Genomic DNA, 26,433 nt, shown 5'->3' on the forward strand with positions numbered 1-26,433 from the left:
GGCGGGGGTTTCGGTGAGGTCGCCGGCCGCTTCGGATCAATCCTTCGTACGGGCCCGATGGCGGACTCGGACGACGAGCTTGCCGGTGGCGCGGTCGTGTTCCATGTCGTCGTGGGCCTGTCGCACCGACTCCAGGCCGTCGTAGACGCGGTCCACGGGGAAGGTCAGGCGGCCGGCCGCGACCGCGTCGAGGATCTCCTGGAAGGCGTCCCGAGGCAGGTCGGCGGCGTCGCCGAAGTAGCCCGCCAGACGCACTCCCCTCGGCAGGTACTCGTTCGGGGAGAAGTCCCGCACCGTCCACTGGTTGGAGAGGCTGCCGCCGAAGCAGGCGGTGCCGTGCACGCGCACCGCGCGCAGGGTGTCGGGCAGGGTCGGGGTGCCGACGAGGTCGAGGGCGGCGTCGACACCGTCCGGATACAACGCGCGTACCGCGGGCGCTGTCTCACCGGTGTCCAGGAGCGGATGGTCGACACCGTGCTGCTTCAGCAGGGCCAGGCGGTCGGCCCGCCGGGTGGTGGACAGCACCGTGGCGCCACGCCAGGTCGCCAGCGCCGCGGCTGCCAGGCCCACCGAGGAGGTGCCGCCGCGGATCAGCACGGACTGGCCGGGCTTCAGGTCCAGACCGACGGTGAGAGAGCCGTACGCGGTCTGCACCATCTCCGGCAGGGCGCCCAGCAACTCCCAGGGCAGGTCGGTGTCGACGGGGATGACCTGCGACAGCGGCACGGATGTGTACTCGGCATAGCCGCCGTCGTAGGTGCGCCCCATGTCTCCCATCATCGCGACGGCCTTCTGCCCCACGGCCAGACCACTTCCGTCCCCAGCCGCGTCGACGGTGCCGACGGCCTCGATACCCGGCACCCGGGGAAAACTGACGCCCGCCCCCAGGCCCAGCCGAAGCTTCAGTTCCGAGCGGTTGAGGCCGAAAGCCTCGACGCGGATGCGTACCCAGCCGTCCCTCCGGGGCGGGAGCGGGAGCGTGGTCAGCCGCAGGTTGTCCACGGGGCCGGGGGCGGAGAGCTGGACAGCGCGCATGGTGGTCGGCGAGGACGTCACGGGCCTGCCTTCTTCCCTGGGTAGGAGAGCCGGTCGGCGGTGGTCAACATGCGACCGCCCCGTATTCATTCCCAACTCGGCTGCCATGTCCGCTGGTTGATGACGTCCGAGCGCGTCGGCGTTCCGTCGGCACGGCGAGGACACTCGGTGTCGGGGCATCCCGTCACGCACGGCGGGCTCCGCCTCGTCGGCGGGTCCTGGTTCCGATTCGGCGGACGTCGCACATGCCGCACTCCGTCTGCTACCGGACGGCACCAGCGGTCACGGCCGTGGTGTCGGCGCCGTCGCGGACGTGCGGGGCCTGCCGGACGAGGACGATTCCCGCGAGCAGCACGAAGCCCAGTCCGCTGCCCACGACACCGGTCCACCCGAACGCGGAGAACATCACCCCGGCGACAGCGGATCCGACGGCGCCGCCGGCGAACACCGCGAAGATGTAGACGGTGTTGAGTCGGGCCCTGATCGCGGGCCGCGCGGCGAAGATACGTGCCTGGTTGGCGATCTGACCGCTGGTGGTCCCGTAGCCGAGCAGGTTGCAGCCGACGGCGAGGGCGATCAGCGACTGCCCGGCGACCCCGAACAGGGCGAAGGCGAGCAGTGTCGAGGTGAGAGCCAGCGCATTGACCCTGCGCGCGCCCCAACGGTCGGTGAGCCGCCCCGAATAGCGGGCGGCCAGTGCTCCGGGGACGCTGAACAGGCCGAAGAGGCCGATCAGCGCGGGCCCCAGCGCGATCGGGGCCTCGGTGAGGTGGAAGGCGAGTGACGACCAGAAGGCGGAGAAGGCCGCGAAGACCGTCGCTCCCAGCGCGGCCGAAAGGCGCAGGGGCGCGTGCTCGGTGATCAGCCCGGGGAGCGAGGCCAGCAGGCGGAGATAGCTCTGCCGCTCGGCGGCCGGGGCCGGCGGGTCGGCGGGCATGTAGCGCGGGAGGACCAGGAGCAGGGCGCCGGTGGCCACGGCGGCGACGGCGAAGCCGGCCCGCCACGTTCCGGTGGCCTCGGCGATGAGGCCGGCGGCTGTGCGCGAGAGCAGGGCTCCCATCGTCAGGCCGGTTCCCACGGCCCCGAGGACCCGGCCGGCGTTGCCCGGGGTCGCCATGGAGACGATGGTCGGCATGATGACCTGCGGGAGCACGGTGCTGGCGGAGAGCACGAGGGTGGCCATGCTCAGCAGGGCGATCGAGGGCGCGGCGGCGCCGGCGAGGAGAGCCGCGGTGGTGACGACCAGCAGAAGGGCCGACAGGCGGCGAAGCCGTACGCCGTCGGCGAGCGGCACGATGGCGATGATGCCCAGCGCGTAGCCGATCTGCCCTGTCGTGGCCACCAGTGCGGCAGTCGAGGGCGACGCGTGGAAGCCCCGGGCGATCTCGTCGAGGAGCGGCTGGGTGAAGTAGATGTTGGAGACGGTGACGGCGGTCGCCGTGGCGAAGACGGGGATGGTCCCCCGCTTCACATCCGGGCGGGTGGCTGCACTGGTCATGGGGTCGGTCCTCATGTGCGGGATTCACTGCGGTGACGGGCGAAGTCGCGATCACCGACGGGCGGACCTCGGCCGGGGCCGAGGAAGCGCTCCGTCGCGGCACGCGGTCCGGAACACCCCGGCGGGCGGTACGCGCGGCGGGCGACGCGGGCTCCATTCCATTCTGGATGATGCGAAACATCCAGAAATCAACATGACGCCAGTCGTCCCGAAAGTCAACCGGAGACCGCGGGAAGCTCCCGCGGGAGACACGGATGTATGATGTACGTCATCCAGATTTGCGTTGGACGTGCCGCGCGAGCCCCGAGGAACGGGACCGGTTCGGGGCTCTCGCGGGGGGAGAGGGCGGCGGCTCGCACGCCCGATCGAACGCGGGCGTGCGGGAGTTCACGAACGGGACCGGGCGGACACGCGGCGGCCTCCACGAACGCCTCGCCTCAGGTGACGACCCGCATCGCCCGGACCGCTGCCACGGCGGACGGCCGGACGGCACCGCGCACCGCCGGACGGCACCCCGCACGGCGCACCGCGCACCGCCGGAGGCACGACGGAGAGGGACACCCGGCGGGAAAGAGCGCCGGGATGCATGAACCGGCCCTCCGAGGCCCGGACCGCGCGGCGCCCGTGCGGTTCGTGCGGCCGAGGGCCGGCGGTCAGGTCAGCGGGTCGCGTGGAACGTACGCCGGTAGGCCTGCGGCGAGACACCGATCGCCGCGTGCAGGTGCTGGCGCAGGGAGGTGCCGGTCGCGAAGCCGACCTCGCCGGCGATCTGGTCGACCGAGAGCTCGCTGGACTCCAGCAGGTGGCGGGCCCGGGTGACACGCTGCTGGATGAGCCAGCGGCCCGGACTGAGCCCCACCTCGCCCTGGAAGCGCCGGGCGAAGGTCCGCAGGCTCATCCGGGCGTGACCGGCGAGGTCGGCCAGGGTCAGCGGGTCACCCAGCCGGGCCAGTGCCCACACACGGGTCGCGGCCGTACTGGTCGCCACCGGGTCGGGAACGGGCTGCTCGATGTACTGGGCCTGACCGCCGTCGCGCCACGGCGGCACCACACAGCGCCGGGCCACACTGTTGGCCAGCTCGCTGCCGTGGTCCTTGCGCAGGATGTGCAGGCAGATGTCGACGCCGGAGGCGGCACCCGCGGACGTGAGGATCGTGCCGTCGTCCACGAAGAGGACGTCCGGATCCAGGTCCACCTCGGGGTACGTACGGCGGAACTGGTCGGCGAGCTGCCAGTGCGTGGTGGCCCGCCGCCCCTCCAGGAGTCCGGCCGCCGCCAGCACGAAGGCACCGGTGCAGATGGAGACGAGACGGGCGCCCGGCCGGATGAGCGCGAGCGCGGCGGCGACCTCGGCGGGCAGCTCCTCGGTGACGCTCGACGGTGTGATGGCCGGGATCACCACCGTGTCCGCCGTACGCAGCACCTCGGGACCGTGCTCGACGGTGATCGAGAAGTCCGCGTTGCTGCGCACCGGACCGCCGTCGACGGTGCAGGTCAGCACCTCGTACCGGCCGTCCGCCGCACCGAGGATCCGGCTGGGGATACCGAGCTCGAAGGGGTAGACGCCGTCGAGCGCCAGGACGACCACTCTCTCCACATGCCGCATGGCACGATCCTATCGGAGATTGGCAATCGTGCCATTTCATGGAGCGTCCGGCCCCGGCAGGCTGTGAGGCATGAGCACTAAGAACACGATGCGCGCGATCAGTCAGGACGTTCTCGGCGGACCCGAGGTCCTCAAGGAAGTGGAGGTGGAGCGCCCGGCCCCCGGGCCCAGCGAGGTGCTGGTGCGGGTACGGGCGGCCGGGGTCAACCCGACCGACTGGAAGCACCGGGCGACCGGCCTGTTCCTCGGGCGACCGCCCTTCGTCCTGGGCTGGGACGTGTCCGGTGTGGTGGAGGCCGTCGGTATCGGCGTGACCGTCCACGCGCCGGGCGACGAGGTCTTCGGCATGCTGCCCTACCCGTTCGGACACGGCTCGCACGCCGAGTACGTGACCGCTCCCGCGCGTTCCTTCGCGCGCAAGCCCGCCGGTATCGACCACACGGAGGCCGGCGCACTGCCGCTGGTCTCGCTCACCGCCTGGCAGGCGCTCGTCGACACGGCCGACGTACGGCCCGGTCAGCGCGTGCTGATCCACGCGGCCGCCGGCGGGGTCGGACATGTGGCCGTGCAGATCGCCAAGGCGCGGGGCGCGTATGTGATCGGTACCGCGAGCGCGGGCAAGCACGAATTCCTGCGCAAACTGGGCGCGGACGAGCTGATCGACTACCGGGAGACCGACTTCACCGAGGCCGTCCGGGACGTCGACGTGGTCCTCGACACGATCGGCGACGACAACACCTTCAAGTCACTGCGTGTGCTGCGCGAGGGCGGGATCGTGGTGTCGATCCTGCCGGTCGGCCCGGAGGAGTTGTACGAGGAGGCCGCGCGGCTGGGTGTGCGGGCGGCGCGGATGCTGGTGGAGGCCGACCACGCGGGCATGCGGGCGGTCGCGGATCTCGTCGACAAGGGCCTGCTGCGCCCGACGATCGCCGGCGCGTTCCCGCTGGCCGACGCCGCCGAGGCGCACACGCTCGGGGAGACCGGCCGGACCGTGGGCAAGCTGGTGCTGCTGGCCGACTGACGTCCCGGCTGACGCGGGACAGGGCACGGGCGCGATCACCTCGCCCGTGCCCTGTCCCGCGCTCCCTCCGGGCCGGCGCGGTCACCCGCACTCCGGGGCGCACGCCGGGCGGACGACCGGGCGGACAACCCGGAGAACTCGTCGCTCAAATCGAAGACATATGTCAATCGAACATGCTGAAATTCACTCCAACGAGGGTAACTTGCAGAGCGGGGGCCGGAGTTGTGGACCGTCCCCCGTCATCAGGAGCGGTTCAGCGGCCGGTTGGAGGCGATGTCGTCGTGACCCACGCCCCCGCGCCGCCGCACCGGCATCTGCGCGTCCACCGGGACCGGGGCCACACCGTGCTGGAGCTTCACGGGGAGATCGACATCCTCACCGCCCTGGCCATCACCCCGTACCTGGATTCGGCCACCGGTCGGCCTGAGCCGCGGGTCGTCATCGACCTGCGGCCCGTGGAGTTCTTCGACTGCTCGGGGCTGCGCCTGCTGTACAGGGCCAGGAGCCGGGTCCTCGCCCGGGGCGGACGGCTGCACCTGGTCTGCGACCGTCCGCTCACCCTGCGCATGCTGAGCGTGACCGGCCTGGACCGTCTCCTGCCGCCCTGGGCCTCGCTCGACGAGGCGCTGGAGCGGCCGGAGACGGCGTCGGGCACCTGATGACGACTGCCCCGCCGGCCCCGCGCCGCAAGCGGTCTTGACCGGGGTCCCGTTCCGGAAAGTGCCACGGCCCGGATCTGCCGGGTCCGGCGCTGCGTGAGCGGGAGCGCGCGTGAGCGGGAGCGCGCGTGAGCGGGAGCGCGCGTGAGCGGGAGCGCGCGTGAGCGGGAGCGCGCGTGAGCGGGAGCGCGCGTGAGCGGGAGCGCGCGTGAGCGGGAGCGCGCGTGAGCGGGGGCACGCGTGAGCGGGGGCGGCCGGCCAGAAGCCGGTGGCGGGGGGCGCCGTGGACCCTGCGTGTGTTCGCCACCGCGCCGGCCACGCTCGCACGCCCCTTGCCGGCCTGCCGTCCTGCCGTCCTCACGGTAGGGAATTCTCCGGAAATGTACGGTGTTCTGGTCATCACCGATTGAACACCCGCGGGCGACGCGTCGTCGCACCCCGACATCGCACGGTGCGGATGCGGTCGAGTGCCGTCCGCGCACACGCGCGGTGGCATCGGCGGACCGTCGCGGAAGGTTCCTGGAACAGCAGTGAGGCAGAGCGCTGTCCGGTGATGACAGCGCGCGACGCAGAAGCGGTGCGATCGAATGGCTCTGGCGATCTTCTTTGCCGTACTGGCCGCCGCCGGCAACGCACTGGGGACGGTGCTGCAACGCCGAGCGGTGCTGAACGTACCCGACACCCGGGCACAGGGGCTCCTCCTCGTCCGGGACCTGCTGCACAATCCGGCCTGGCTGGTGGGGATCCTCGGAGTGGTCTTCGCCGCGCTCTTCCAGGCCCTGGCTCTGAGGTCCGGATCGATGGCCGCGGTGCAACCGGTCTTCGTCCTCGAACTTCCACTGGCACTCATGATCGGCGGCATCGTCTTCAGGGTCCGCGTGTCCCGCAAGACGTGGGCGGCTGTGGCCTGCATCTTCGTGGGACTGGCGGTCGGCCTCTTCGCGGCCGCGCCGTCCGGCGGGCGGTCCCAGGTACCGGGGATGTGGTGGATGCCCGCCCTCGCCGTCGTCGTCACCGTGGGGGCCGTGCTCGTACTGACCGGTCTGCGGCGCCCCCACGGCCCCGCACGCGCGGCCTGCCTGGCCGCCGCGGCCGCCATCGGCAACGCGCTCACGGCCGCGCTGGTGAAGTCCGCCATGGAAGTCCTGTCGCGAGAGGGGGCGGCCGGATTCCTCCTCGCCTGGCAGACCTACGGCTTCGCCGTCGCCGGCTCGTCGTCCATCTTCCTGCTGGGGTACGCCATGCAGGGAGGACCGCTCATCGCGTCACAGCCCGCGCTCACACTGGGTGACGCCGCCGTCGGCTTCTGTCTCGGGGGAACGCTCTACGCGGAGTCACCGCGGCTGGGACTGTGGCTCGTGCCGGCGCTCCTGGGGGCCGCCCTCGTGTTCTACGGGGTCTTCGCGCTCTCTCGCTCCCGATGCCTCGCCGAGTGCGCCGCACCGGGCGGAGAGGAGGACGCGACGCGACAGGGGGAACGACCCGCCGCGGCAGCCATGTGACACCTCCCCCGTCCGCGGACACCGGCGACCCCCGCGGCACCGCGGGCGACACTCTCGCCGCCCGCGCGCAAGCGGGGAAGCCCCGGTCCCTTCCTGCCTATTCGCTCTGGGGCGCGTCGAACAGGGCGCTGACGGACTCGCCGTTGTGAATGCGCCGCACGGCCTCCGCGAGGGCCGGCGCGATGGACAGGATGCGCAGCTTCTCGGTGTGCTCCTCACGCGGCACGGGCACGGTGTTGGTGCACACGATCTCCAGGACGTCCTCCTGCTCGCTGAGCCGCTTGAGCGCACCCGCCGCGAACAGGCCGTGCGTACAGGCGACCCGGATCGACCGCGGCCCCAACTCCCTGAGCCGTTCGAGCAGTTCGAGTACGGTGCTGCCCTTGGCGATCTCGTCGTCGAGCACGATGACATCGCGTCCGGTGATCTCACCGATGACGGAGCTGATGCTCACCCGGTCGTCGGCGAACCGCTGCTTGGCGCCCGCCGCCACCTGGGCGCCGATCAGCCGCGCGAAGGCCGCCGCCTCCTTGGCGTTGCCCAGATCGGGCGACACCACCGTCGTACGGGACAGGTCGTGCCCGCGGAAGTGCGCGGCCAGTTCGCGCAGCGCGTGCAGATGGTCGACCGGCACCGAGAAGAACCCGTGGACCTGCGGGGAGTGCAGCGTCATCGCCAGCACCCGGCTCGCCCCGGCCGCCACCAGCAGGTCGGCCACCAGCCGGCCGCCCATGGAGATACGCGGCATGTCCTTCTTGTCCGAACGCGCGTACGAGTAATGCGGCATGACCACCGTGATCCGCCCGGCGGACGCTCCCCTGGCCGCGTCGCACATCATCAGCAGCTCCACCAGGTGCTCCTGCACCGGGGTGACGAGCGGCTGCACGAGGAACACGTCACGCTCACGGCAGTTGGCCTGGAGCTGCACCTCCAGGCAGTCGTTGGCGAACCGGCTGACCCGGGTCGGGCTGAGGGGCACGCCCAGATGCGCGCAGACCTCTGCCGCCAGCTCGGGATGGGCACTACCGCTGAACACGGCGATGTCACGCACGACCGCTCCTCGCAAGATCGAACCGGATGCGCCGCCGGCCGGCATGATCGACCCGGGATGCGTGCTTCATCGTACTGGGCCCCGGGCAGGTGCCCCACCGGGAGAAATTCGGTTGCGTACGGTCACCGGCCGCACGCCATGATGGCACCGCCCACGCCTCTCACCCTCGGGAGAACGACATGCGCCGAGTCCTCGGAACGTCTCAGCCCCTCTGTCTGACGACCCCTCCCGAGGACTCGACCACGCATGCACACCCTGAACATCGGCATCCTGGCCCACGTCGACGCGGGTAAGACCAGCCTCACCGAGCGACTGCTGTTCGACGGCGGCGCCCTCGACCGGCTCGGCAGCGTCGACGCGGGCGACACCCGCACCGACGACGGCGAGATCGAGCGCCGGCGCGGGATCACCATCCGCTCGGCCGTCGCCGCCTTCACCGCGGGCGACGTCCAGATCAACCTGATCGACACCCCTGGGCACTCCGACTTCATCGCCGAGGTCGAGCGGGCCCTGGAGGTCCTGGACGGCGCCGTGCTGCTGCTCTCCGCCGTGGAGGGCGTCCAGGCACAAACCCGCGTGCTCATGAGGACCCTGCGGCGGCTCCGGCTGCCCACGCTCGTGTTCGTCAACAAGATCGACCGGCCGGGGGCGCGGGAGGAGGAGCTCCTCGACGACGTCCGGCGCCGTCTCACCCCGTACGTCGTCCCGCTCACCCGCGTGCGGGACATCGGCGGCCCCCACGCCCGTGTCCTACCGCGTCCGCTGGACGAAACGGCGATCGGCACACTCGCGGAGGTGGACACCGGCGTGCTCGCCCGGGTCGTGGACGGTCCCGCGCCGACCCCGGACGTGCTGGACGCCGCCCTCACCGCGCGCACCGCGGACGGCTCCCTCCATCCGGTCCTCTTCGGGTCCGCCCTGGGCGGTCAGGGTGTGCCCGAACTCGTCGAGGCACTGGTCCGGACGGTGCCGCGGCCGGCGGTTCCCGGCTCCGGGCGGCCACGCGGCACGGTCTTCGCCGTGCGGCCCGGTCCCGGCGGCGAACGCACCGCGTATCTGCGCCTGTACGAGGGCCGGGTGACGGCTCGTCAGAACCTGACGTTCATGCGGCGCGATGCCGACGGCCGCACCTGCCCGGTGCCCGGCCGCGCACGTGAACTGGAGGTCGTCGGGCGGCCCGGCGCGGTTGCCCTCACCGCGGGCGACATTGCCGCGCTCCGAGGCGTGAGCGGTGTCCGCGTCGGCGACCGGCTCGGTGAAGTCCCGGACCGCGCGGCGCAGTTCGCCGCACCGACGCTGGAGACGGTGGTGCGGGCGAAGGACCCGCACCAGGCGGCCCCGCTGCGCTCGGCGCTGCTCGCCCTGGCCGACCAGGACCCGTTGCTGCGGGCCCGCCCGGCCCCGTCGGGCGCCACCTCTCTGCTCCTCTACGGCGAGGTCCAGCTGGAGGTCCTCGCGGCCACACTCGCCCAGGACTTCGGCATCGAGGCGGCGTTCGAGCCGAGCAGGGTGCGGCTCCTGGAGCGGCCGGCCGGCACCGGGGAGGCGTACGAGGAGATCCGGCGGCACGGCCACCTCGGGTTCTGGGCGACCGTGGGCCTGCGCGTGGGACCGGGACCGCTCGGTTCGGGCGGAGTCTTCACCTACGAGACCGAACTCGGCGCCCTCCCCCGCGCGTTCCACCAGGCGATCGAGGACACCGTCCACACCACCCTGCTCACCGGAACGCACGACCGGCCGGTCACGGACTACCGGGTCACACTAACCCGCTCCGGATTCGTCGCGCCGCTCAGCACGGCCGCCGACTTCCGGGGCCTCACCCCCATCGTGCTGCGGCGCGCCCTGGAGCGGGCAGGGACGCACGTGTACGAGCCCTGCCACACCTTCGAGGTGGAGGTCCCGCTCGACGCGCTGGCACCGGTGACCGCGCAACTCGCTTCCCTGGCAGCCGAGTTCCGGGAGACCACCGGGGGACACACCTCCTGGCTGGTCACGGGTGAGCTGCCGGCCCGGCGGGTGCGGGACATCGAACTGCGGCTGCCGGGGCTCACCCGCGGGGAAGGCGTCTGGTGGTCGCGCCCGTCGGGCGACCGGCGCGTGTAGGGCCGCTGCGGCACGCGCGCGGTCCGGCGCCGGTCGCGCGCGTCCGGGGCCCACCGTGTGCAGCCGGACGGGCGGGGTGCGCCTGGTGGACACGGCGTACCCCGCCCACGGCCGTGCCGCGCGTCGCGCACCGCACGTCCCGGGGCCGGCGACACGCCCCCGCCCCACCCCCCGCGCCGTCGCGGACACCCCTGCCCTCCGAACTGACACCCGTTCACCAACGAACGTGTCTACCAACGGGATTGGCGGGCATCCGGGGAGCAGGAAGGAGGGCCGTCGACATGACGACGTCCATCAAGCGCATGCCCGTGTGGGCCAAGGTGATCACCGCCGTGGTACTGGTCCTCGTGGTGCTGTTCGCCGGGCTGCGGCTGGCCGTTCTCCCCGGGCTGCGCGATCTGTTCGGCACGGAGACGCACGACCGCTCCGGGCCCGCGCTCCTGCAGTCGATCCAGGACATGAGCCGCTACGACGCCGCCTCCGGCAACTTCCAGGTGGTGGTGGACCTGGAGAAGGACGCGAAGTACCTGCCCGACGCGATCCGGGGGACACGCACCCTGTACGTGGGCGCCGGTACGGTCGACGCGTATGTCGACCTCGGCACGCTCGCCAAGAGCGACGTGACGGTCAACTCCGACCGCACCTCGGCGACCCTGCGGCTGCCCCACGCGGTCCTCGGCAAGCCCGCGCTCGACCCCGACCGTTCGTACGCCGTGTCCAAGCAGCGCGGTCTACTGGACCGGCTCGGCGACATCTTCTCCGACAACCCGAACAGCGAGCGGTCGGTGCAGAAACTCGCGGCGAAGCACATCGGCGACGCCGCGAAGGACAGCCACCTGACCGCACGAGCCGAGAAGAACACCACGAGCATGCTCGACGGCCTGCTGCGTTCGCTCGGCTTCACCGACGTGACCGTCACCTACGGCACCTGACACGTGAGTGGTGCACGGCAATGCGGGTATCCGCCTTCAGCCAGAGAGATGTTGAAACCAGGAGGATCGAGTGATCCGCACGGCGTTGGGCACACGTGCCGCGAAATCCGGTCGCCGGACGGCGGCCCAGCCTAAGGACGAGCGAAAGACACCGGCACGGAGCAGGCTCAGGAAGGCGTCCGTGGACAAGGCGAAGTCCTCCGCCCGGGACAGGACGAAGTCACCGGCGAAGGCCAAGCGCGAGGTGGCGGCGAAGGAGCGGCGCAGGTCGCTCCCGCTGCTGGTCCGGCTGCTGGTCATGCTGCTCGCCTTCGTGGCCATGGTGGGGTTCGCCGTCGTGCTGGCCCGGCTGACGCTGGAACCGTCCCCGGCCTCCAAGGCGTTGATCCACACCAATCTGCATCCCGGCCGCTCGCTGCGCGCCTATCTCGACCAGCCGGCGCTGCGCGACGCCGTGAAGCAGATCGGCGGGAACATCCTGCTCGGTGTGCCGTTCGGTGTACTGCTGCCGGTCCTGGTCCCGAGGACCCGCGGCATTCTGCGGGTGGTGGTGCTCACCGCCGCGGTGATGCTGCTGGTGGAGCTCGCCCAGGGAGCGTTCATCACCGGACGTGCCTTCGACATCGACGACGTCATCCTCAACACCAGTGGCGCGCTGCTGGGATATCTGCTGCTGGGACGCCGGATGGGCCGGGCGGTGCATCCGCGCCGCCGCTTCCGCGACCGGCGCGGCACCGAGGAGGCCTGAGCACCCCCTACGTTCTGGTCCGGACCAAAGTATTGACACCCCCTTACCTCACTCCTTAAATCAAGAGGCGAAGCACGCACCCCCCACCTCAGTCGGCACCCTCCTCCCCAGGAGTGCCGTACGGAAGGGAGAGTCTTGAACTCCCCACGCCTGCTCCGCAGATGCCTCTTGGCAGTGCTGTCCGCAGCACTCGTCACCGCGGCCGCCGTCGTTCCCGCCCAGGCGGATCCACCGACGGCGGTCGCGGCCGTCACCACCTTCTCCGACACGTTCGACGGCCCCGCCGGTGCCGCCGTCGACTCCTCGAAGTGGCAGGTCGAGACCGGGGACAACGTCAACAACCACGAGCGGCAGTACTACACGTCCGGCAACAACAACGCGAAGCTGGACGGCCAGGGCAACCTGGTGATCACGGCCCGCCGCGAGAACCCGGGCAACTACCAGTGCTGGTACGGGCGTTGCGAGTACACCTCGGCCCGGATGAACACCTCCGGCAAGTTCACCGGCACCTACGGCCATGTCGAGGCGCGGATGAAGATCCCGCGCGGGCAGGGCATGTGGCCCGCCTTCTGGATGCTCGGCACACCGGTCAACTGGCCCGACTCGGGCGAGATCGACATCATGGAGAACGTCGGCTTCGAACCCTCGACCGTGCACGGCACCATCCACGGGCCCGGGTACTCGGGATCCGGGGGCATCGGCGCCGGCTACACCCTGCCGGGCGGCCAGGCCTTCGCCGACGCCTTCCACACCTTCGCCATCGACTGGGCCCCCGACTCGATCAGCTGGTCGGTGGACGGCACGGTCTACCAGCGGCGCACGCCCGCCGATCTGGGCGGCCGGACCTGGGTGTTCAACAAGCCGTTCTTCATGATCCTCAACCTCGCGGTCGGCGGCTACTGGCCGGGCGACCCCGACGGCTCCACCTCCTTCCCGCAGCAGTTGGTGGTGGACGAGGTGAAGGTGACGACCAGCGACAGTTCCGGTTCCACCGGCGGCCCGATCACCGGTCTCGCCGGCAAGTGCGTGGACGTGGCCGGGGCGAGCGCGGCCAACGGCACACCCGTACAGCTCTACGACTGCAACGGCACCACGGCCCAGCGCTGGACGGTCTCCTCCGACGGCACGATCCGGGCGCTGGGCAAGTGCCTGGACGTCACCGGAAACGGCACGGCGGACGGCTCGACCCTCCAGTTGTGGGACTGCACCGGCGGGCCCAACCAGAAGTGGGCCGTCAGCGCGGCCCACGACATCGTGAACCCGCAGGCCAACAAGTGTCTGGACGTGACGGGCAACAACTCGGCCAACGGCACCCGGCTGCAGATCTGGACGTGCTCGGGCGGCGCCAACCAGAAGTGGTCCGTGAGCTGAGATTCCGCCTCGGGGGACGGGGGGACGGGGGGTCCGGTCGGGGCTGACATCCCGACCGGACCCCCCGTACATGTCCCGCCTCCCCGGGTGTCCGTCACACCGCTCCCTCACACCCTCACCCGGCGTCGGCACACCGGTGCCGCCGCCCGTGCCCCTGGCCGCGCGGCGCCGCCACCGTCAGTGACGCGGCAGCCACGTGAACTTGTCGCCGCCCACCCAGCGCACCACGTCCGGATCGTCCAGATCGTGGACGGTGATCCCGTAGGCGGCGGCCGTCACGAGTACGTCGGTGATGGCCCTCGCCTCGCAGACCACCTCGCCGTCGATCTCCATGATCCGGAACGGCGGCGTGCCCGGCTGTACCCCGAGCACCAGGATCCGTGGTTGGGAGATGTGGGGGCTCGCGATTTCGGTCATGAATAGAGCGTAGATCGATTCGCGCACGTGGGCGGGGGCGCGCGTCCAGCCGGGTGAGCCGCCCCGCCGTGCGGGCGCACGGCGGCCGGGCCAGGCTGGAAGGGCCCGCGGAGCTGGTGAAAGGTGGCGCCGATGGATCCCGTCGAGGCCCTGGACCGCATCGCGTTCCTGCTGGAACGGTCCCAGGCCCCCACCTATCGCGTACGGGCCTTCCGCACCGCCGGATCCCTGCTGGCCGGGCTCCCGGGTGACGAGGTCGGGCGACGCGCCGCCGACGGGACCCTGGAGTCACTGAAGGGCATCGGGCCGAAGACGGCACAGGTCGTACGGGAGGCGCTCGACGGCCGGGTGCCCGGCTATCTGGAAGGACTGGAACGGACGGCCGGGGAACCGCTCGCCGAGGGGGGCGAAGCGCTGCGGGCACTGCTGCGCGGCGACTGCCACCTGCATTCCGACTGGTCGGACGGCGGCAGTCCGATCGAGGCGATGGGCCGGACCGCGGCCCGGCTCGGGCACGAGTGGGCGGTGCTCACGGACCACTCGCCGCGGCTCACCGTGGCGCGGGGTCTGTCCCCCGGGCGCCTGCGCGAACAACTGGCGGTGGTCGCGGAACTCAACCGGCGGTGGGCTCCGTTCCGGCTGCTCACAGGCATCGAGTGCGACATCCTCGACGACGGGTCGCTGGACCAGGAGCCCGAGCTGCTGGACCGGCTGGACGTGGTGGTGGTGTCGGTGCACTCCAAACTGCGCATGGACGCCCGGTCGATGACCCGTCGCATGATCGCCGCTGTGCGCGACCCGCTCGCGGACGTGCTGGGGCACTGCACGGGCCGTCTGCTCACCGGGCGCCGACGGCCCGAGTCGGAGTTCGACGCGGACGCCGTCTTCGCGGCCTGCGCCGAATCCGGAACGGCCGTGGAGATCAACAGCCGACCGGAGCGGCTCGACCCGCCGCGCCCACTGTTGCGCCGGGCGCTCGACGCGGGCGCGCTGTTCTCCGTGGACACCGACGCGCACGCCCCCGGTCAGCTCGACTGGCAGATCCTCGGCTGCGCGCGGGCCGAGGAGTGCGGGGTGCCCGCCGAACGGGTGATCACCACCTGGACCGCGGACGAACTGCTGGCCTGGACGCGGGACCGGACGCCTCCGTCCGGCGCGAAGGGACTCTGACGGCGGGGCCCCGCGGCCCTCGGACACGTCGCCGGGCGGCTCCCCCGGGCCCCCGTCGAACGGCCGCACCGGTCCCCGCAATCTCCCGTTCGGGGTGACCCACATCACCGCTGCCACCCTGGTCCCGGGGGAACACCGGCCGGTAGTTCCCCGTTGAACCAACCGTGGGTATGGATGGGACAGTGTCCCCGGGCCTCACCTGTAGCCCACAGGGACGATCGTTCGGCTGATGCCCTGTGGAGCCCCCCGCCGAGAGGCGACCGCCATCCGTGCCCACCACAGACGGCCCCGACCGCGATTCCCCCGTCCGGTCGGGGCCTTTCTCCTGCCGCGGGGCGACAGCGCGCGCTTGACTTCGAGTGCTCTCCAATCCGTAACGTCGTCGCATGAGCACTGCACAGCACAAGATCGGCTCGGGGTTCGGTGCCCGCAGCACCGCCGACGACGTCCTCCAGGGCATCGACCTCTCCGGGAAGCTCGCGATCGTCACCGGCGGGTACTCGGGGCTCGGCCTGGAGACGACACGCGCGCTCACCGGGGCCGGCGCCCACGTCGTCGTCCCCGCGCGGCGTCCCGACGTCGCCCGGGAAGCGGTGGCGGGCATCGACGGTGTCGAGGTGGACGAGCTCGACCTCGGCGACCTCGACAGCGTCCGCGCCTTCGCCGAGCGGTTCCTCGCCTCGGGCCGGACCATCGACTTCATGATCGACAACGCCGGGATCATGGCCTGCCCGGAGACCCGGGTCGGGCCCGGCTGGGAAGCCCAGTTCGCCACGAACCACCTCGGCCACTTCGCGCTCGTCAACCGGCTCTGGCCCGCGATCGCGCCCGGGGGTGCGCGGGTCGTCTCCGTGTCCTCGACCGGCCACCACAACTCGGGCATCCGCTGGGACGACGTGCACTGGCGCGACGGCTACGACAAGTGGGGGGCGTACGGGCAGGCGAAGACCGCGAACGTCCTGTTCGCCGTCCAGCTCGACCGGCTCGGCCGGGACTCCGGTGTGCGCGCCTTCGCCCTGCACCCCGGCGGCATCCTCACACCGCTCCAGCGTCACCTCCCCAAGGAGGAGATGATGGAGCGCGGGTGGATCGACGAGAACGGCGTGCCGCTGAACCCCGACGCCTTCAAGTCTCCCGCCCAGGGCGCCGCGACCCAGGTGTGGGCCGCGACCTCGCCGCAACTCGCCGGTCTCGGCGGGGTGTACTGCGAGGACTGCGACGTCGCCGAGGTCACCCCCGTGGACGGCGAGCGGACCGGCGTACGGGAGTACGCGATCGACCCCGAGCAGGCGGCCCGGCTGTGGGCACTGTCCGCGGAGCTGACCGGGGTGGACGCGTTCGCCTGACCTGACCTCGGGCCGGCCCGGGCCCTGATCCGCCGCGGCGCGGGTCGGCCCGGGTACCGGCCCGCCCGAACGGGGGCCGCGCGGAATCACCGGTCTGCTGAAGCGACCGGTCTGCTGAAGCGACCGGGCGGCCAGGGCAACCGGTCGGCCGAAACATCCGTGGACCGAGGACCTCCGCGCGACGCCCATGCCGGGTACATCGCGGCGCCGCGCCCACGCGGGTGCGTCAGTGCGGCGCCCACGCCCTGGGTCAGTGCGGCGCCCGCTCCTCCAGGGCCGTGCGCCAGGCCGGGGAGGGTCCTTCGTTCACCGGCTCGGCGCGCCGTCCGCCCCGGGCGAAGAAGTCGGCCAGCGGAAGGATCGCGGCACCGACGGTCACCGCGTCCGGTCCGAGCCGGCCGAGGTCGATGGAGACGCGTTGGGCGGGGTAGCGCAGGGCGTACGAGGTGGCGTACCGGCGTACGGCGGGCAGGAAGCGGGTGCCGAGCTGGAGTCCGGCCCACCCGCCGATGAGGATGCGCTCGGGCTGGAACAGGTTGATCAGGTCGGACAGGCCCGCGCCCAGGTACTCGGCGGTCTCCTCCAGGACGGCGAGCGCCACCGGGTCGTGCTCGGCGTCCCCGTCGGGGTAGGCGGCGGCGAGCATCGCCGTGAGCGCGGTCTCCTCGTCGGTGCCCTCCGGCGGCCGTCCGCCCTCCTCGCGCCAGCGGTCGAGCAGCGCCTCCGCGCCGGCGTAGGCCTCCAGACAGCCGAGCGAGCCGCAACGGCAGCGGCGCCCCCTGACCCGTACGGTCAGGTGTCCCCACTCGACGGACCGGCCGTTCTCCACGTCCTCCGTGACCAGACAGGCGCCGACGCCGGAGCCGAAGAGGACGACGACCGCGTTGCGCGCGCCGCGCCCGGCGCCGAACCACATCTCGGCCTGGCCCAGGGTACGGGCGCCGTTGTCAGCGAAGTACGGGACGGTGGCGGGGAGTTGGCAGGTCGAGCGGAGCAGCGACTCCAGCGGGACGGCGTCCCAGCCGATCGTCTGGCCGTGCACCACCGCGCCGCGCTCGGGTGTGCGGGCCACGATGCCGGGGACGCCGATGCCGACGCCGAGGAGCTGCTCCGGGTCGATCCGCGCCTCGGCGAGCACCTCGGCGATGCCGTCGCGGATGTGCCGGACGATGACATCGACGTCGTACTCCCGTCGCTGTGACGGCCGGTCGACCTCGAACCCCTGGCGCTCCAACGGCTTCTCGGTACGGGCGAGTTCGGTGAGGGTGAGGTCGAAGAGCTCGACGCGGACCCGGGTCTCGCCGACGTCGACGCCGATCATGTGGCCGCTGCCGGGCGCGACACGCAGCAGGGTACGCGGCCGTCCGCCGTCGGATTCGACGCTGCCGGCCTCCTCCACCAGCCCGTCGGCGACGAGTTCGGCGACCACGTTGCTGATGGAACCGGAACTCAGTCCGGTGGCCGGGCCCAGTTCGTAGCGGCTCATCGGGCCGTCGAAATACAAACGTTGCAGTACGGCGGTGCGATTGCCCCGCCGCAGGTCACGCACTGTCCGACCGTTGCGCCCCGCCATGTGAATCCCTTCCGGCCTGCCCGACCTGCAAGATACAGCTGCGCGATCCCTTGACGCGACTTTCTTCCGGGTCTTAACTCACGTCCTAAATTAAGCCATGAGGATCGTTCGGGAAGTGAACGGACTCACTCCTCGTGGCTCCCTCCGGGAAAGGGACATACGCAGCCATGCGCAGAATCCGAGCCGCGGCCGCCGGTGCGGTCACCATCTCCCTGCTGACCGCCGCGACCGCCTGTGGCGGCGGCTCGTCGAACGGCGGGTCAAACGACTCGCCGAAAACGCTCACGTACTGGGCTTCCAACCAGGGCGCCAGCATCGAGATCGACAAGAAGGTCCTCCAGCCCGAGCTCGACAAGTTCGAGAAGCAGAGCGGGATCAAGGTCAAGGTGGAGGTCGTGCCCTGGTCCGACCTGCTGAACCGGATCCTCACCGCGACCACCTCCGGGCAGGGCCCGGACGTTCTCAACATCGGCAACACCTGGAGCGCCTCCCTGCAGGCCACCGGTGCGCTGCTGCCGTGGGACGCGAAGAACTTCGCCAAGATCGGCGGCCGGGACCGCTTCGTCGACTCGGCGCTCGGCTCGACGGGGGCCGAGGGCAAGGACCCGGCGGCGGTGCCGCTGTACTCGATGGCGTACGCGCTGTACTACAACAAGAAGTCGTTCGCCGACGCCGGCATCGCGAAGCCGCCGGCCACCTGGGACGAACTGGTCGCCGACGGCAAGAAGCTGTCCAAGGGCGGCAAGTGGGGCCTGGGCGCCGAGGGCTCGAACGTGTCGGAGAACATCCACCACGTCTTCGTCTTCGCCAAGCAGCACGGGGCCGACTTCTTCACCGCCGACGGCAAGGCCGACTTCACCAACGACGGCGTGGTCGCGGCGGTCCAGCAGTACGTCGGCCTGATGGCCAAGGACAAGATCATCGCGCCGGGCAACGCCGAGTACGCGCAGAACCAGTCCGTCAGCGACTTCGCCAAGGGCAAGAACGCCATGCTGCTGTGGCAGTCCGCGTCCGCCAACCTCAAGTCGCAGGGCATGAGCGAGGACGCTTACGGCATCGCGCCGGTCCCCGTGCAGTCCGGTACCCCCGGCACGGGCGCGAACGTCAACTCGATGGTCGCGGGCATCAACCTCGCCGTCTTCAAGAACTCCAAGAACCTCGACGGCGCCGCCAAGTTCGTGAAGTTCATGACGAGCGACGCGGAGCAGAAGATCCTCAACACGGCGTACAGCTCGATCCCGCCGGTCAAGACCGCGCAGGGCGACGCCGCCTTCAACACCCCCTCGAACGCGGTCCTCAAGGACACCCTGGCCCAGAGCGCCGCCGCGCTTCCGCAGGTCGCCGACGAGTCCCAGTTCGAAACGGCGGTCGGAACCGCCGTGAAGGAGCTGTTCGCGGCCGCCGCCGCGGGACACCCGGTCACCACGGACTCGGTGAAGGCCGAGCTCGAGAAGGCCCAGCAGCAGATGCCGAAGAAGTGAGTGCGGACACCTCCATGACCACCACGACCGCCGCCTCCGCCGACTCCGGCGAGCGGACGGTGCGCAAGGACTCCCCCGGTGCGGCGCGCGGCCCGCGCCGCACCGGGCGGATCCGCCGCATCGGACTGCCGTACCTGCTGCTTCTGCCCGCCCTGCTCCTCGAACTCCTGGTCCACCTGGTGCCGATGGTGATCGGCATCGTGATGAGCTTCAAGGAGCTCACCCAGTTCTACATCCGCGACTGGGGCACCGCGCCCTGGTCCGGCTTCGACAACTACAAGGTCTCGGTGGACTTCAGCGCGCCCGTGGGCAAGGCGCTGCTCCACTCGTTCCTGGTCACGGTCGGCTTCACCCTGCTCTCGGTCGGCCTGTGCTGGCTGATCGGCACCGCGGCCGCGATCTACATGCAGGACACCTTCCGCGGGCGCGGCCTGCTGCGCGCGCTGTTCCTCGTCCCGTACGCCCTTCCGGTGTACGCGGCGGTCATCACCTGGGTGTTCATGTTCCAGCACGACAACGGCCTGGTGAACCACGTGCTGCACGACCAGCTTCACCTCACCGACAAGCCGTCCTTCTGGCTCATCGGCGACAACAGCTTCTACGCGCTGCTCGTCGTCTCCGTGTGGAAGGGCTGGCCGTTCGCCTTCCTGATCATCATGGCGGGCCTGCAGAACATCCCCGGCGAGCTGTACGAGGCGGCCGCCCTCGACGGCGCGGGCCTGTGGCAGCAGCTGCGCCGCATCACCCTGCCGTCGCTGCGGCCGGTCAACCAGGTCCTGATCCTGGTGCTGTTCCTATGGACGTTCAACGACTTCAACACACCGTTCGTCCTGTTCGGCCGGACCGCCCCGGAGGCCGCGGACCTCATCTCGGTCCACATCTACCAGGCGTCCTTCGTCACCTGGAACTTCGGCACCGGGTCCGCCATGTCGGTCCTGCTGCTGCTCTTCCTGCTCGTGGTCACGGGCGCCTACCTGCTGCTGACCTCCCGGGGAAGGAAGACCGCCGATGTCTAGCACCTCGCAGGCACACCGCTCGCCGATGGCTCCGCCGAACTCCTTCCTCTGGTCCAGGCGGATCTTCCTGACGCTGCTCACCGGCTTCGTCCTGGTGCCGGTCTACGTGATGGTCTCCAGCTCCCTGAAGCCGCTCGCGGACGTCTCGGGCAAGTTCCGCTGGGTGCCGAGCGGTCTGACCATCCGCCCGTACATCGACATCTGGTCGACGGTCCCGCTGGCGCGGTACTTCGTCAACTCGCTGATCGTGGCCGGGGCGGCGACGGTCTGTTCGGTGGTGATCGCGGTCTTCGCGGCGTACGCCGTCAGCCGTTACGAGTTCCGGGGCAAGCGGACCTTCACGGTCACCGTGCTGTCCACGCAGATGTTCCCCGGCATCCTCTTCCTGCTCCCGCTGTTCCTCATCTACGTCAACATCGGCAACGCGACGGGTATCGCCCTGTTCGGCTCCCGCGGGGGGCTGATCCTGACCTACCTCACCTTCTCGCTGCCGTTCTCGATCTGGATGCTGATCGGGTACTTCGACTCGGTGCCGCGCGACCTCGACGAGGCCGCGCTGGTGGACGGCTGCGGCCCGCTGGGCGCGCTGTTCCGGGTCGTCGTGCCGGCCGCGATCCCCGGCATCGTCGCGGTCGCCGTCTACGCCTTCATGACCGCCTGGGGCGAGGTGCTGTTCGCGTCGGTGATGACCAACGACACCACGCGCACACTCGCCGTCGGGCTCCAGGGCTACTCCACGCTCAACAACGTGTACTGGAACCAGATCATGGCCGCGTCGCTCGTGGTCAGCGTCCCGGTGGTCGCCGGGTTCCTGCTGCTCCAGCGCTACCTCGTCGCCGGGCTGACGGCCGGAGCCGTCAAGTGATCAACTCCACCACCCCTGAAGGGACTTCCGTGACCATCGACCTTGCCGCACTTCCCGAGGGCTTCCTGTGGGGCACGGCCACGTCGGCCTACCAGATCGAGGGCGCCGTCACCGAGGACGGCCGCTCCCCCTCCATCTGGGACACCTTCTCGCACACCCCCGGCAAGATCGACAACGGCGACGACGGGGACCTCGCCTGCGACCACTACCACCGCTGGCGCGAGGACATCGCGCTGATGCGCCGACTCGGCACCAACGCCTACCGGTTGTCCGTCGCCTGGCCGCGTGTCGTACCGGGCGGTGACGGCCCGGTCAACACGAAGGGCCTCGACTTCTACGACTCCCTGATCGACGGCCTGCTGGAGGCCGGCATCACCCCGTCGGTCACCCTCTACCACTGGGACCTCCCCCAGGTGCTCCAGGACCGTGGCGGCTGGCCGGCCCGTGAGACGGCCCTGCACTTCGCCTCGTACGCGGCGGTCGTCGCGGAGCGCCTCGGTGACCGCGTCAAGCACTGGACCACCCTCAACGAGCCGCTGTGCTCGGCCTGGATCGGTCACCTGGAAGGGCGGATGGCCCCCGGTCTGGCGGACATCGCGGCCGCGGTCCCCGCGTCGTACCACCTCCTGCTCGGGCACGGCCTGGCCACCCAGGCGATCCGCGCGGCGGTCCCGGACGCCCAGGTCGGCATCGTGAACAACCTCGCCAGCGTGGAAGCCGCCAGCGACCGCCCCGAGGACGTGGCGGCGGCCCACCGCCTCGACGGGCACACCAACCGCTGGTGGCTCGACCCGGTGCACGGCCGCGGCTTCCCCGCGGACATGCGCGAGTTGTACGGAGTCGAACTCCCCGAACAGCCCGGCGACCTGGAGACGATGGCCGAACCGCTGGACTGGCTGGGCCTCAACTACTACTTCCCCTCCAGCGTCACCGACGACCCCACCGGACCGATCCCCCACGTCCGCGCGCTGCGCCGTCCAGGAGTACCCCGTACCGCCATGGACTGGGAGGTCGAGGCCGCGGGGATCGAGCGCCTCCTGCACCGTCTGACGGACGACTACGGCGCCCGCAAGCTGTACGTCACGGAGAACGGTTCCGCCTACCCCGACGTCGTCCGCCCCGACGGGACGATCGACGACCCGGAGCGCACGGACTACCTGGAGCGCCACCTAGCCGCCTGCGCGTCCGCGGCCGCCAAGGGCGTGCCCCTCGCGGGCTACTTCGCCTGGTCCCTCCTCGACAACTTCGAGTGGGCCTACGGCTACGACAAGCGCTTCGGACTGGTGCACGTCGACTACAAGACGCAGAAGCGCACCGTGAAGGGCAGCGGGCACCGGTACGCGGACATCATCCGCCAGTACCGCGAACGGGGGCGCGACGCGGCGTAGCAGGGCGCCGGCGGCCCACGAGGGGGCGCCGCCCCCTCCGGCCGCCGGACACGGTCGCCCTCACCCGGCGGGCACCCGGCGACGGCCTCCTGGGGATCTGTCGCGAGGGTCCCCCACCCCGGTTCTCACCCCCGTCCTCACCCGTCCGGCCCCGCGCCGGACGGGTGGGACCGGGTGCGATGCGTGATGTGCGGCGGTGCCCGCCCGGCCCGCTCCCTCACCCCGGTGCCCGGCATCGCGAGCGGTCGCACCCGAACGGTGGTCTGAGGACGGACGGGCCGCGGTAGGCATTTTGTGTGCAGACCTTCCTCCCGTACGCCGACTTCACGCGATCCGCCGAGGTCCTGGACCAGGCACGACTCGGCAAGCAGCGGGTCGAGGCCCTCCAGGTGCTGCGCGGTCTGACCGTCCCGGGCTACGGATGGCGGCACCATCCCGCGGTACGCATGTGGATCGGCTACGAGGAGGCTCTGGTCCGGTACGGCCTGGACGTGTGCGCCGTCTGGGTGACGGAAGGGCGCGCCGACACCTGTGCCGCCAAGCTCGCGGGAGATTTCGGCCGGTACCGTCCCGGCGCCCCCGTACGTGCGCAGGAGCGGCTGGCCGAGGACGGCGAGCTGCCACCCTGGCTGGGAGACCCCGCCTTTCACCGCAGCCACCGGTCGGCGCTGGTGCGCAAGGCGCCGGAGATCTACACCCCGTTCTTCCCTGATGTTCCCGACGACCTGCCCTACGTCTGGCCGACGTCCGACCGGGTCGCTCCGTAGGGACGTGGGGGGGGCGTCACCGGTGCGGACGATCGAGCCGAGTCCCGCGCCGTGGCGAGGAGTTCATCGGCCGGGACGACGGCGTTGACGACACCGGTCTGCTCGGCCCGCGCGGCGGAGAACAACCGAGTCGTCGGCGTCGGCGTCGGCGTCGGCACGGTCGAGGCTCGCGAGCAGCGCGTCGATCGTCGGGTGGTCGAGGGGCCCCGGTGAGCGGACCTGGCCGTCGGGACGACGGCCAGGTCGGGGCCGAGTCGCTCGTGCTGCCGTGAGGCTCCTCGACCGACTCTCCGTGAGACCCCTCGGCCGCACTCTCCGTGAGACCCGTCGGCCGCACATTCCGAGAGGCGACTCGGCCGGACACTCCGGGAGATCTCTCGGCCGGTTCGCAGCCGTGCCGGCGTCAGCGGGTGCCCGCCTCTGCGCGTGCGTAGAACGCGGCGAGTTCGTCCGGGTTCTTGGTGTAGACGTCGATCCTGCGCACCTGGCCCTCCTCGACCTGGTGGATCTCGACCATGGTCAGCGGGAACTCCTCACCGGTGGTGTGGGCCGTGAGCCGTCCGGTCAGGGTTCCGACGACGCCGGTCGGGCCCTCGAAGACCTCGGCGGCGGTGATGGCCACGTCGGCGTACCCCGTCATCGCGCCCAGGACCGACCGCACGAACACCTCCCGGCCCCGGTGCACGCCGCCGTAGGGGAGCCGGTCCGGCTCGTCGACGATCACCTCGGGGGCGAGCCTGGCCAGGACACCCGGTATGTCGCCCTTGCCCAGCGCGTCGTACAGGCCTCGCACGACGTCCGCGCGGCTTTCCGGGACCGTCTCGTTCTGGGTGCTCATCTCGTGTTCTCCTCGGTCTTGTCCAGGTGCTCGAACCCCGAGCCGATCGGGGCAGGCACCATGCAACGGGAGACGGCCGCGCCGTGGGAGTCCTCGCTGTGAGGGGTACCGGCAGGGACCCCCATCGGGCGCGCGGCCTGCCTACCCTGTCCTCATGGACAACCGGGACGCAGTCAGCGCATTCCTCCGCTCCCGACGCGACAGGATCACCCCCGAGCAGGCGGGTCTGCCGACGTACGGTCAGCGGCGGGTGCCCGGACTGCGCCGGGGCGAGATCGCCACGCTCGCCGGGGTGAGCGTCGAGTACTACACGCGTCTGGAGCGCGGCAACCTCCGCGGTGTCTCCGACGGCGTGCTGGACGCCCTCGCCCACGCCCTGCGGCTCGACGACACCGAGCGCATGTACCTGTACGACCTCGCCCGCGCCGCCGCACCGGCGCCCGGGGCCCGGACGCGGCAGCGGGCGGTCCGGCCGACGGTGCGGCCGGCCGTGGCGCGGATCGTCGAGGGCATGCCGGACCTGCCGGCGTACGTGATGAACAACCGCCTCGACACGCTGACCGCCAACTCGCTCGGCAGGGCCCTGTATTCGGAGATGTACGCCGACCGGTCCTGCGGAGGCAACGTCGCCCGGTTCGCGTTCCTCAACCCCGCGGCCAGGCGGTTCTACACCGACTGGGAGCGCATGGCCCGCTTCGCCGTGGGCGCGCTGCGTGTCGAGGCGGGGAGGAAACCCCACGACCGTGAGCTGACCCACCTGATCGGTGAACTGTCCACCCGCAGCGACACGTTCCGGGTGCTGTGGGGATCCCACGACGTGCATGTCTTCCGCGACAGCACCAAACGCCTCAGCCATCCGCTCGTCGGTGACCTGGAGTTGGATCAGGAGACCATGAGCCTGCCGGACGAGAGTGGCCTGAGCGTGGTCGTCTACAGCCCGGCGCCCGGGAGCGCCGCCGAGGACGCCCTGAGGCTGCTCGCCAGCTGGTCCGCCACGACCGGACGCGAGCAGGACGCACCGTCCACGATCTCCAGGTCGGGTGGGGAGGACCGGGGGTGACGTTCACGGCACGTGCGGCCCGGAGACGAAGTGACCGTTCCCGTCGTACGGCCAGGCGTTGGCGACACATCCGTGCAGGCCCTTGATCTGTTGCATCATGACGGGGGCCGGCCGCCCGGGGCCCGCGCAGGTCATGTGCGTGTAGCCCAGGAAGTGGCCCATCTCGTGGTTGACGATCAGCGCCCGGTAGTCGTGGATCGGACCGTCGAACGTGGGCGACCCCCTGACCCAGCGCTTGAGGTTCACCACCACCCCGCCGGGGGTCTCGCAGTTGTACTCGCCGCCGGTGTCCTGGTGGATGCCCGCCCAGCAGAGGGCGTCCGCCGTCCCCGGCGTCGCGATCCTCACCGTGAGGTCGTGCGGTTGCGCCGCGCTCACCAGCTGAAACGCGTGGGCTTCGTCGTGGGTCCAGCCCCGGGGCGCGGCGAGGATGCCGGCGATCTCGTTCGCCGCCCGGGCCGGCGAGAGGTCGATGCCGCCCTCGACCTCCACCACATAGCGGAGCAGACGCTGACCATGGCCGACCTTCGCGCCGGTGGCGTGCGCGGCGACGAACGTGCCGGTGCCCGTCGAGGGGACCTCGATCTTCGTCGGGGTCGGACTCGGTGTCGGGCTCGGAGACGGACTCGGAGGCGGACTCGGAGGCGACGTCGGGGTGGGCGTGACGCCCGCCGTGTTCCGTGGCCGCGGTCCGCCGCTCGACGCGTCGTCCGACGCGTCGCTCCGTCCGCCGTCCAGGAGGAACGTCGCGGAGCCGAGCAGGCCGGCGGCCACCAGCGCGCCGACCAGACAGCGCCGGCCCCGGCGGCGCGGACGGCCCCGGTGGTGGGAGGAACCGTGTCGACGGCCGCCGCCGCTTGGATGGGGGACAACGGCGTCGGCGGCGGTGGGTGGTGCGGATTCCCGCTCTGGTGCCGAGTGCATGGCAGCCGAGACTGGTCATCCCAGATGATCGCCATTGGTTCGGACAATAACGAAAGAATAAC

At 71.2% G+C, this 26,433-nt stretch carries 23 protein-coding genes; 15 read left to right on the forward strand and 8 right to left on the reverse strand.

The genetic code is table 11. From position 1 onward, the window contains the following. Positions 1-36: 36 nt before the first annotated feature. The 3 genes from GFH48_RS05405 to GFH48_RS05415 all read right to left on the reverse strand — a co-directional run bounded on the left by GFH48_RS05405 (position 37) and on the right by GFH48_RS05415 (position 4,139). Positions 37-1,035 (reverse strand): zinc-binding dehydrogenase, encoded by a 999-nt coding sequence (locus GFH48_RS05405; RefSeq protein ID WP_153292731.1) that lies wholly within the window; start codon positions 1,033-1,035, stop codon positions 37-39. A 262-nt stretch (positions 1,036-1,297) separates the two neighbouring features. After that, positions 1,298-2,533: an MFS transporter gene (locus tag GFH48_RS05410; RefSeq protein ID WP_153287158.1), complete on the reverse strand. Its 1,236-nt coding sequence runs from the start codon at positions 2,531-2,533 to the stop codon at positions 1,298-1,300. A gap of 658 nt (positions 2,534-3,191) precedes the next feature. Beyond that, positions 3,192-4,139: a GlxA family transcriptional regulator gene (locus tag GFH48_RS05415; RefSeq protein WP_153287159.1), complete on the reverse strand. Its 948-nt coding sequence runs from the start codon at positions 4,137-4,139 to the stop codon at positions 3,192-3,194. Between the two features lie 70 nt (positions 4,140-4,209). On the opposite strand from GFH48_RS05415, the gene GFH48_RS05420 reads away from it, so the two are divergent. The 3 genes from GFH48_RS05420 (at position 4,210) to GFH48_RS05430 (ending at position 7,321) form a co-directional block, all read left to right on the forward strand. Continuing rightward, positions 4,210-5,160, forward strand: coding sequence for an NADP-dependent oxidoreductase (locus GFH48_RS05420; protein WP_153287160.1), 951 nt, complete (start codon positions 4,210-4,212; stop codon positions 5,158-5,160). A gap of 281 nt (positions 5,161-5,441) precedes the next feature. Next, positions 5,442-5,819, forward strand: coding sequence for an anti-sigma factor antagonist (locus tag GFH48_RS05425; protein ID WP_228120372.1), 378 nt, complete (start codon positions 5,442-5,444; stop codon positions 5,817-5,819). 587 nt (positions 5,820-6,406) lie between these two features. Next, positions 6,407-7,321 (forward strand): DMT family transporter, encoded by a 915-nt coding sequence (locus GFH48_RS05430; protein WP_153287162.1) that lies wholly within the window; start codon positions 6,407-6,409, stop codon positions 7,319-7,321. A gap of 97 nt (positions 7,322-7,418) precedes the next feature. Here GFH48_RS05430 and GFH48_RS05435 read toward each other — a convergent pair whose 3' ends face one another. Continuing rightward, complete coding sequence (locus GFH48_RS05435; protein WP_153287163.1) at positions 7,419-8,372, reverse strand: ribose-phosphate diphosphokinase; 954 nt, start codon at positions 8,370-8,372, stop codon at positions 7,419-7,421. A gap of 246 nt (positions 8,373-8,618) precedes the next feature. Between GFH48_RS05435 and otr(A) the strand changes: the two genes are divergently transcribed. The 4 genes from otr(A) to GFH48_RS05455 all read left to right on the forward strand — a co-directional run bounded on the left by otr(A) (position 8,619) and on the right by GFH48_RS05455 (position 13,526). Continuing rightward, a complete protein-coding gene (otr(A), locus tag GFH48_RS05440) occupies positions 8,619-10,475 on the forward strand; it encodes a tetracycline resistance ribosomal protection protein Otr(A) (RefSeq protein ID WP_153287164.1) in 1,857 nt (618 codons plus the stop codon). 281 nt (positions 10,476-10,756) lie between these two features. Further along, complete coding sequence (locus GFH48_RS05445; protein WP_153287165.1) at positions 10,757-11,407, forward strand: DUF4230 domain-containing protein; 651 nt, start codon at positions 10,757-10,759, stop codon at positions 11,405-11,407. Positions 11,408-11,651: 244 nt separating this feature from the next. Further along, positions 11,652-12,155 carry a VanZ family protein gene (locus GFH48_RS05450; protein WP_228121276.1) on the forward strand — a complete coding sequence of 168 codons (504 nt, stop codon included), beginning with the start codon at positions 11,652-11,654 and terminating at the stop codon, positions 12,153-12,155. Between the two features lie 135 nt (positions 12,156-12,290). Then, positions 12,291-13,526 carry a ricin-type beta-trefoil lectin domain protein gene (locus tag GFH48_RS05455; RefSeq protein ID WP_153287166.1) on the forward strand — a complete coding sequence of 412 codons (1,236 nt, stop codon included), beginning with the start codon at positions 12,291-12,293 and terminating at the stop codon, positions 13,524-13,526. A 177-nt stretch (positions 13,527-13,703) separates the two neighbouring features. Here the strand turns inward: GFH48_RS05455 and GFH48_RS05460 are convergent, their stop codons facing one another. Further along, entirely contained in the window at positions 13,704-13,943 is a 240-nt protein-coding gene (locus GFH48_RS05460) for a hypothetical protein (RefSeq protein WP_148011937.1), read from the reverse strand. Positions 13,944-14,075: 132 nt separating this feature from the next. On the opposite strand from GFH48_RS05460, the gene GFH48_RS05465 reads away from it, so the two are divergent. Beyond that, complete coding sequence (locus tag GFH48_RS05465; RefSeq protein ID WP_153287167.1) at positions 14,076-15,113, forward strand: PHP domain-containing protein; 1,038 nt, start codon at positions 14,076-14,078, stop codon at positions 15,111-15,113. A 386-nt stretch (positions 15,114-15,499) separates the two neighbouring features. After that, positions 15,500-16,459 carry an SDR family NAD(P)-dependent oxidoreductase gene (locus GFH48_RS05470; protein WP_153287168.1) on the forward strand — a complete coding sequence of 320 codons (960 nt, stop codon included), beginning with the start codon at positions 15,500-15,502 and terminating at the stop codon, positions 16,457-16,459. Between the two features lie 250 nt (positions 16,460-16,709). Here the strand turns inward: GFH48_RS05470 and GFH48_RS05475 are convergent, their stop codons facing one another. Beyond that, on the reverse strand, positions 16,710-18,032 hold the full coding sequence (locus tag GFH48_RS05475) for an ROK family transcriptional regulator (protein ID WP_153287169.1): 1,323 nt from the start codon (positions 18,030-18,032) through the stop codon (positions 16,710-16,712). A gap of 167 nt (positions 18,033-18,199) precedes the next feature. Between GFH48_RS05475 and GFH48_RS05480 the strand changes: the two genes are divergently transcribed. The 5 genes from GFH48_RS05480 to GFH48_RS05500 all read left to right on the forward strand — a co-directional run bounded on the left by GFH48_RS05480 (position 18,200) and on the right by GFH48_RS05500 (position 23,549). Further along, entirely contained in the window at positions 18,200-19,513 is a 1,314-nt protein-coding gene (locus GFH48_RS05480) for an ABC transporter substrate-binding protein (RefSeq protein ID WP_153287170.1), read from the forward strand. A 14-nt stretch (positions 19,514-19,527) separates the two neighbouring features. Next, entirely contained in the window at positions 19,528-20,529 is a 1,002-nt protein-coding gene (locus tag GFH48_RS05485; protein ID WP_153287171.1) for a carbohydrate ABC transporter permease, read from the forward strand. 25 nt (positions 20,530-20,554) lie between these two features. After that, a complete protein-coding gene (locus tag GFH48_RS05490; protein ID WP_153292733.1) occupies positions 20,555-21,394 on the forward strand; it encodes a carbohydrate ABC transporter permease in 840 nt (279 codons plus the stop codon). A gap of 29 nt (positions 21,395-21,423) precedes the next feature. After that, positions 21,424-22,782 carry a GH1 family beta-glucosidase gene (locus tag GFH48_RS05495; RefSeq protein ID WP_153287172.1) on the forward strand — a complete coding sequence of 453 codons (1,359 nt, stop codon included), beginning with the start codon at positions 21,424-21,426 and terminating at the stop codon, positions 22,780-22,782. 296 nt (positions 22,783-23,078) lie between these two features. Next, on the forward strand, positions 23,079-23,549 hold the full coding sequence (locus GFH48_RS05500; RefSeq protein WP_153287173.1) for an MSMEG_6728 family protein: 471 nt from the start codon (positions 23,079-23,081) through the stop codon (positions 23,547-23,549). Between the two features lie 403 nt (positions 23,550-23,952). On the opposite strand, the gene GFH48_RS05505 is transcribed toward GFH48_RS05500, so the two are convergent. Then, positions 23,953-24,387: a nuclear transport factor 2 family protein gene (locus GFH48_RS05505; protein WP_153287174.1), complete on the reverse strand. Its 435-nt coding sequence runs from the start codon at positions 24,385-24,387 to the stop codon at positions 23,953-23,955. Positions 24,388-24,541: 154 nt separating this feature from the next. On the opposite strand from GFH48_RS05505, the gene GFH48_RS05510 reads away from it, so the two are divergent. After that, entirely contained in the window at positions 24,542-25,447 is a 906-nt protein-coding gene (locus GFH48_RS05510) for a helix-turn-helix transcriptional regulator (protein WP_153287175.1), read from the forward strand. Between the two features lie 3 nt (positions 25,448-25,450). Here GFH48_RS05510 and GFH48_RS05515 read toward each other — a convergent pair whose 3' ends face one another. Continuing rightward, positions 25,451-26,371, reverse strand: coding sequence for a DUF3152 domain-containing protein (locus GFH48_RS05515; RefSeq protein ID WP_153287176.1), 921 nt, complete (start codon positions 26,369-26,371; stop codon positions 25,451-25,453). Between the last annotated feature and the right edge of the window lie 62 nt (positions 26,372-26,433).

This window comes from Streptomyces fagopyri, assembly GCF_009498275.1.
Classification (GTDB): domain Bacteria; phylum Actinomycetota; class Actinomycetes; order Streptomycetales; family Streptomycetaceae; genus Streptomyces; species Streptomyces fagopyri.

Excerpts from the sequence above, each read along its gene's own strand:
- GFH48_RS05460 (WP_148011937.1), bottom strand. The coding sequence starts at position 13,943 with ATGACCGAAATCGCGAGCCCCCACATCTCCCAACCACGGATCCTGGTG.
- GFH48_RS05480 (WP_153287170.1), top strand. The coding sequence starts at position 18,200 with ATGCGCAGAATCCGAGCCGCGGCCGCCGGTGCGGTCACCATCTCCCTG.
- GFH48_RS05475 (WP_153287169.1), bottom strand. The coding sequence starts at position 18,032 with ATGGCGGGGCGCAACGGTCGGACAGTGCGTGACCTGCGGCGGGGCAAT.
- GFH48_RS05410 (WP_153287158.1), bottom strand. The coding sequence starts at position 2,533 with ATGACCAGTGCAGCCACCCGCCCGGATGTGAAGCGGGGGACCATCCCC.
- GFH48_RS05405 (WP_153292731.1), bottom strand. The coding sequence starts at position 1,035 with ATGCGCGCTGTCCAGCTCTCCGCCCCCGGCCCCGTGGACAACCTGCGG.
- GFH48_RS05505 (WP_153287174.1), bottom strand. The coding sequence starts at position 24,387 with ATGAGCACCCAGAACGAGACGGTCCCGGAAAGCCGCGCGGACGTCGTG.
- GFH48_RS05420 (WP_153287160.1), top strand. The coding sequence starts at position 4,210 with ATGAGCACTAAGAACACGATGCGCGCGATCAGTCAGGACGTTCTCGGC.
- GFH48_RS05465 (WP_153287167.1), top strand. The coding sequence starts at position 14,076 with ATGGATCCCGTCGAGGCCCTGGACCGCATCGCGTTCCTGCTGGAACGG.
- GFH48_RS05445 (WP_153287165.1), top strand. The coding sequence starts at position 10,757 with ATGACGACGTCCATCAAGCGCATGCCCGTGTGGGCCAAGGTGATCACC.
- GFH48_RS05510 (WP_153287175.1), top strand. The coding sequence starts at position 24,542 with ATGGACAACCGGGACGCAGTCAGCGCATTCCTCCGCTCCCGACGCGAC.
- GFH48_RS05415 (WP_153287159.1), bottom strand. The coding sequence starts at position 4,139 with ATGCGGCATGTGGAGAGAGTGGTCGTCCTGGCGCTCGACGGCGTCTAC.
- GFH48_RS05485 (WP_153287171.1), top strand. The coding sequence starts at position 19,528 with ATGACCACCACGACCGCCGCCTCCGCCGACTCCGGCGAGCGGACGGTG.
- GFH48_RS05490 (WP_153292733.1), top strand. The coding sequence starts at position 20,555 with ATGGCTCCGCCGAACTCCTTCCTCTGGTCCAGGCGGATCTTCCTGACG.
- GFH48_RS05470 (WP_153287168.1), top strand. The coding sequence starts at position 15,500 with ATGAGCACTGCACAGCACAAGATCGGCTCGGGGTTCGGTGCCCGCAGC.
- GFH48_RS05515 (WP_153287176.1), bottom strand. The coding sequence starts at position 26,371 with ATGCACTCGGCACCAGAGCGGGAATCCGCACCACCCACCGCCGCCGAC.
- GFH48_RS05430 (WP_153287162.1), top strand. The coding sequence starts at position 6,407 with ATGGCTCTGGCGATCTTCTTTGCCGTACTGGCCGCCGCCGGCAACGCA.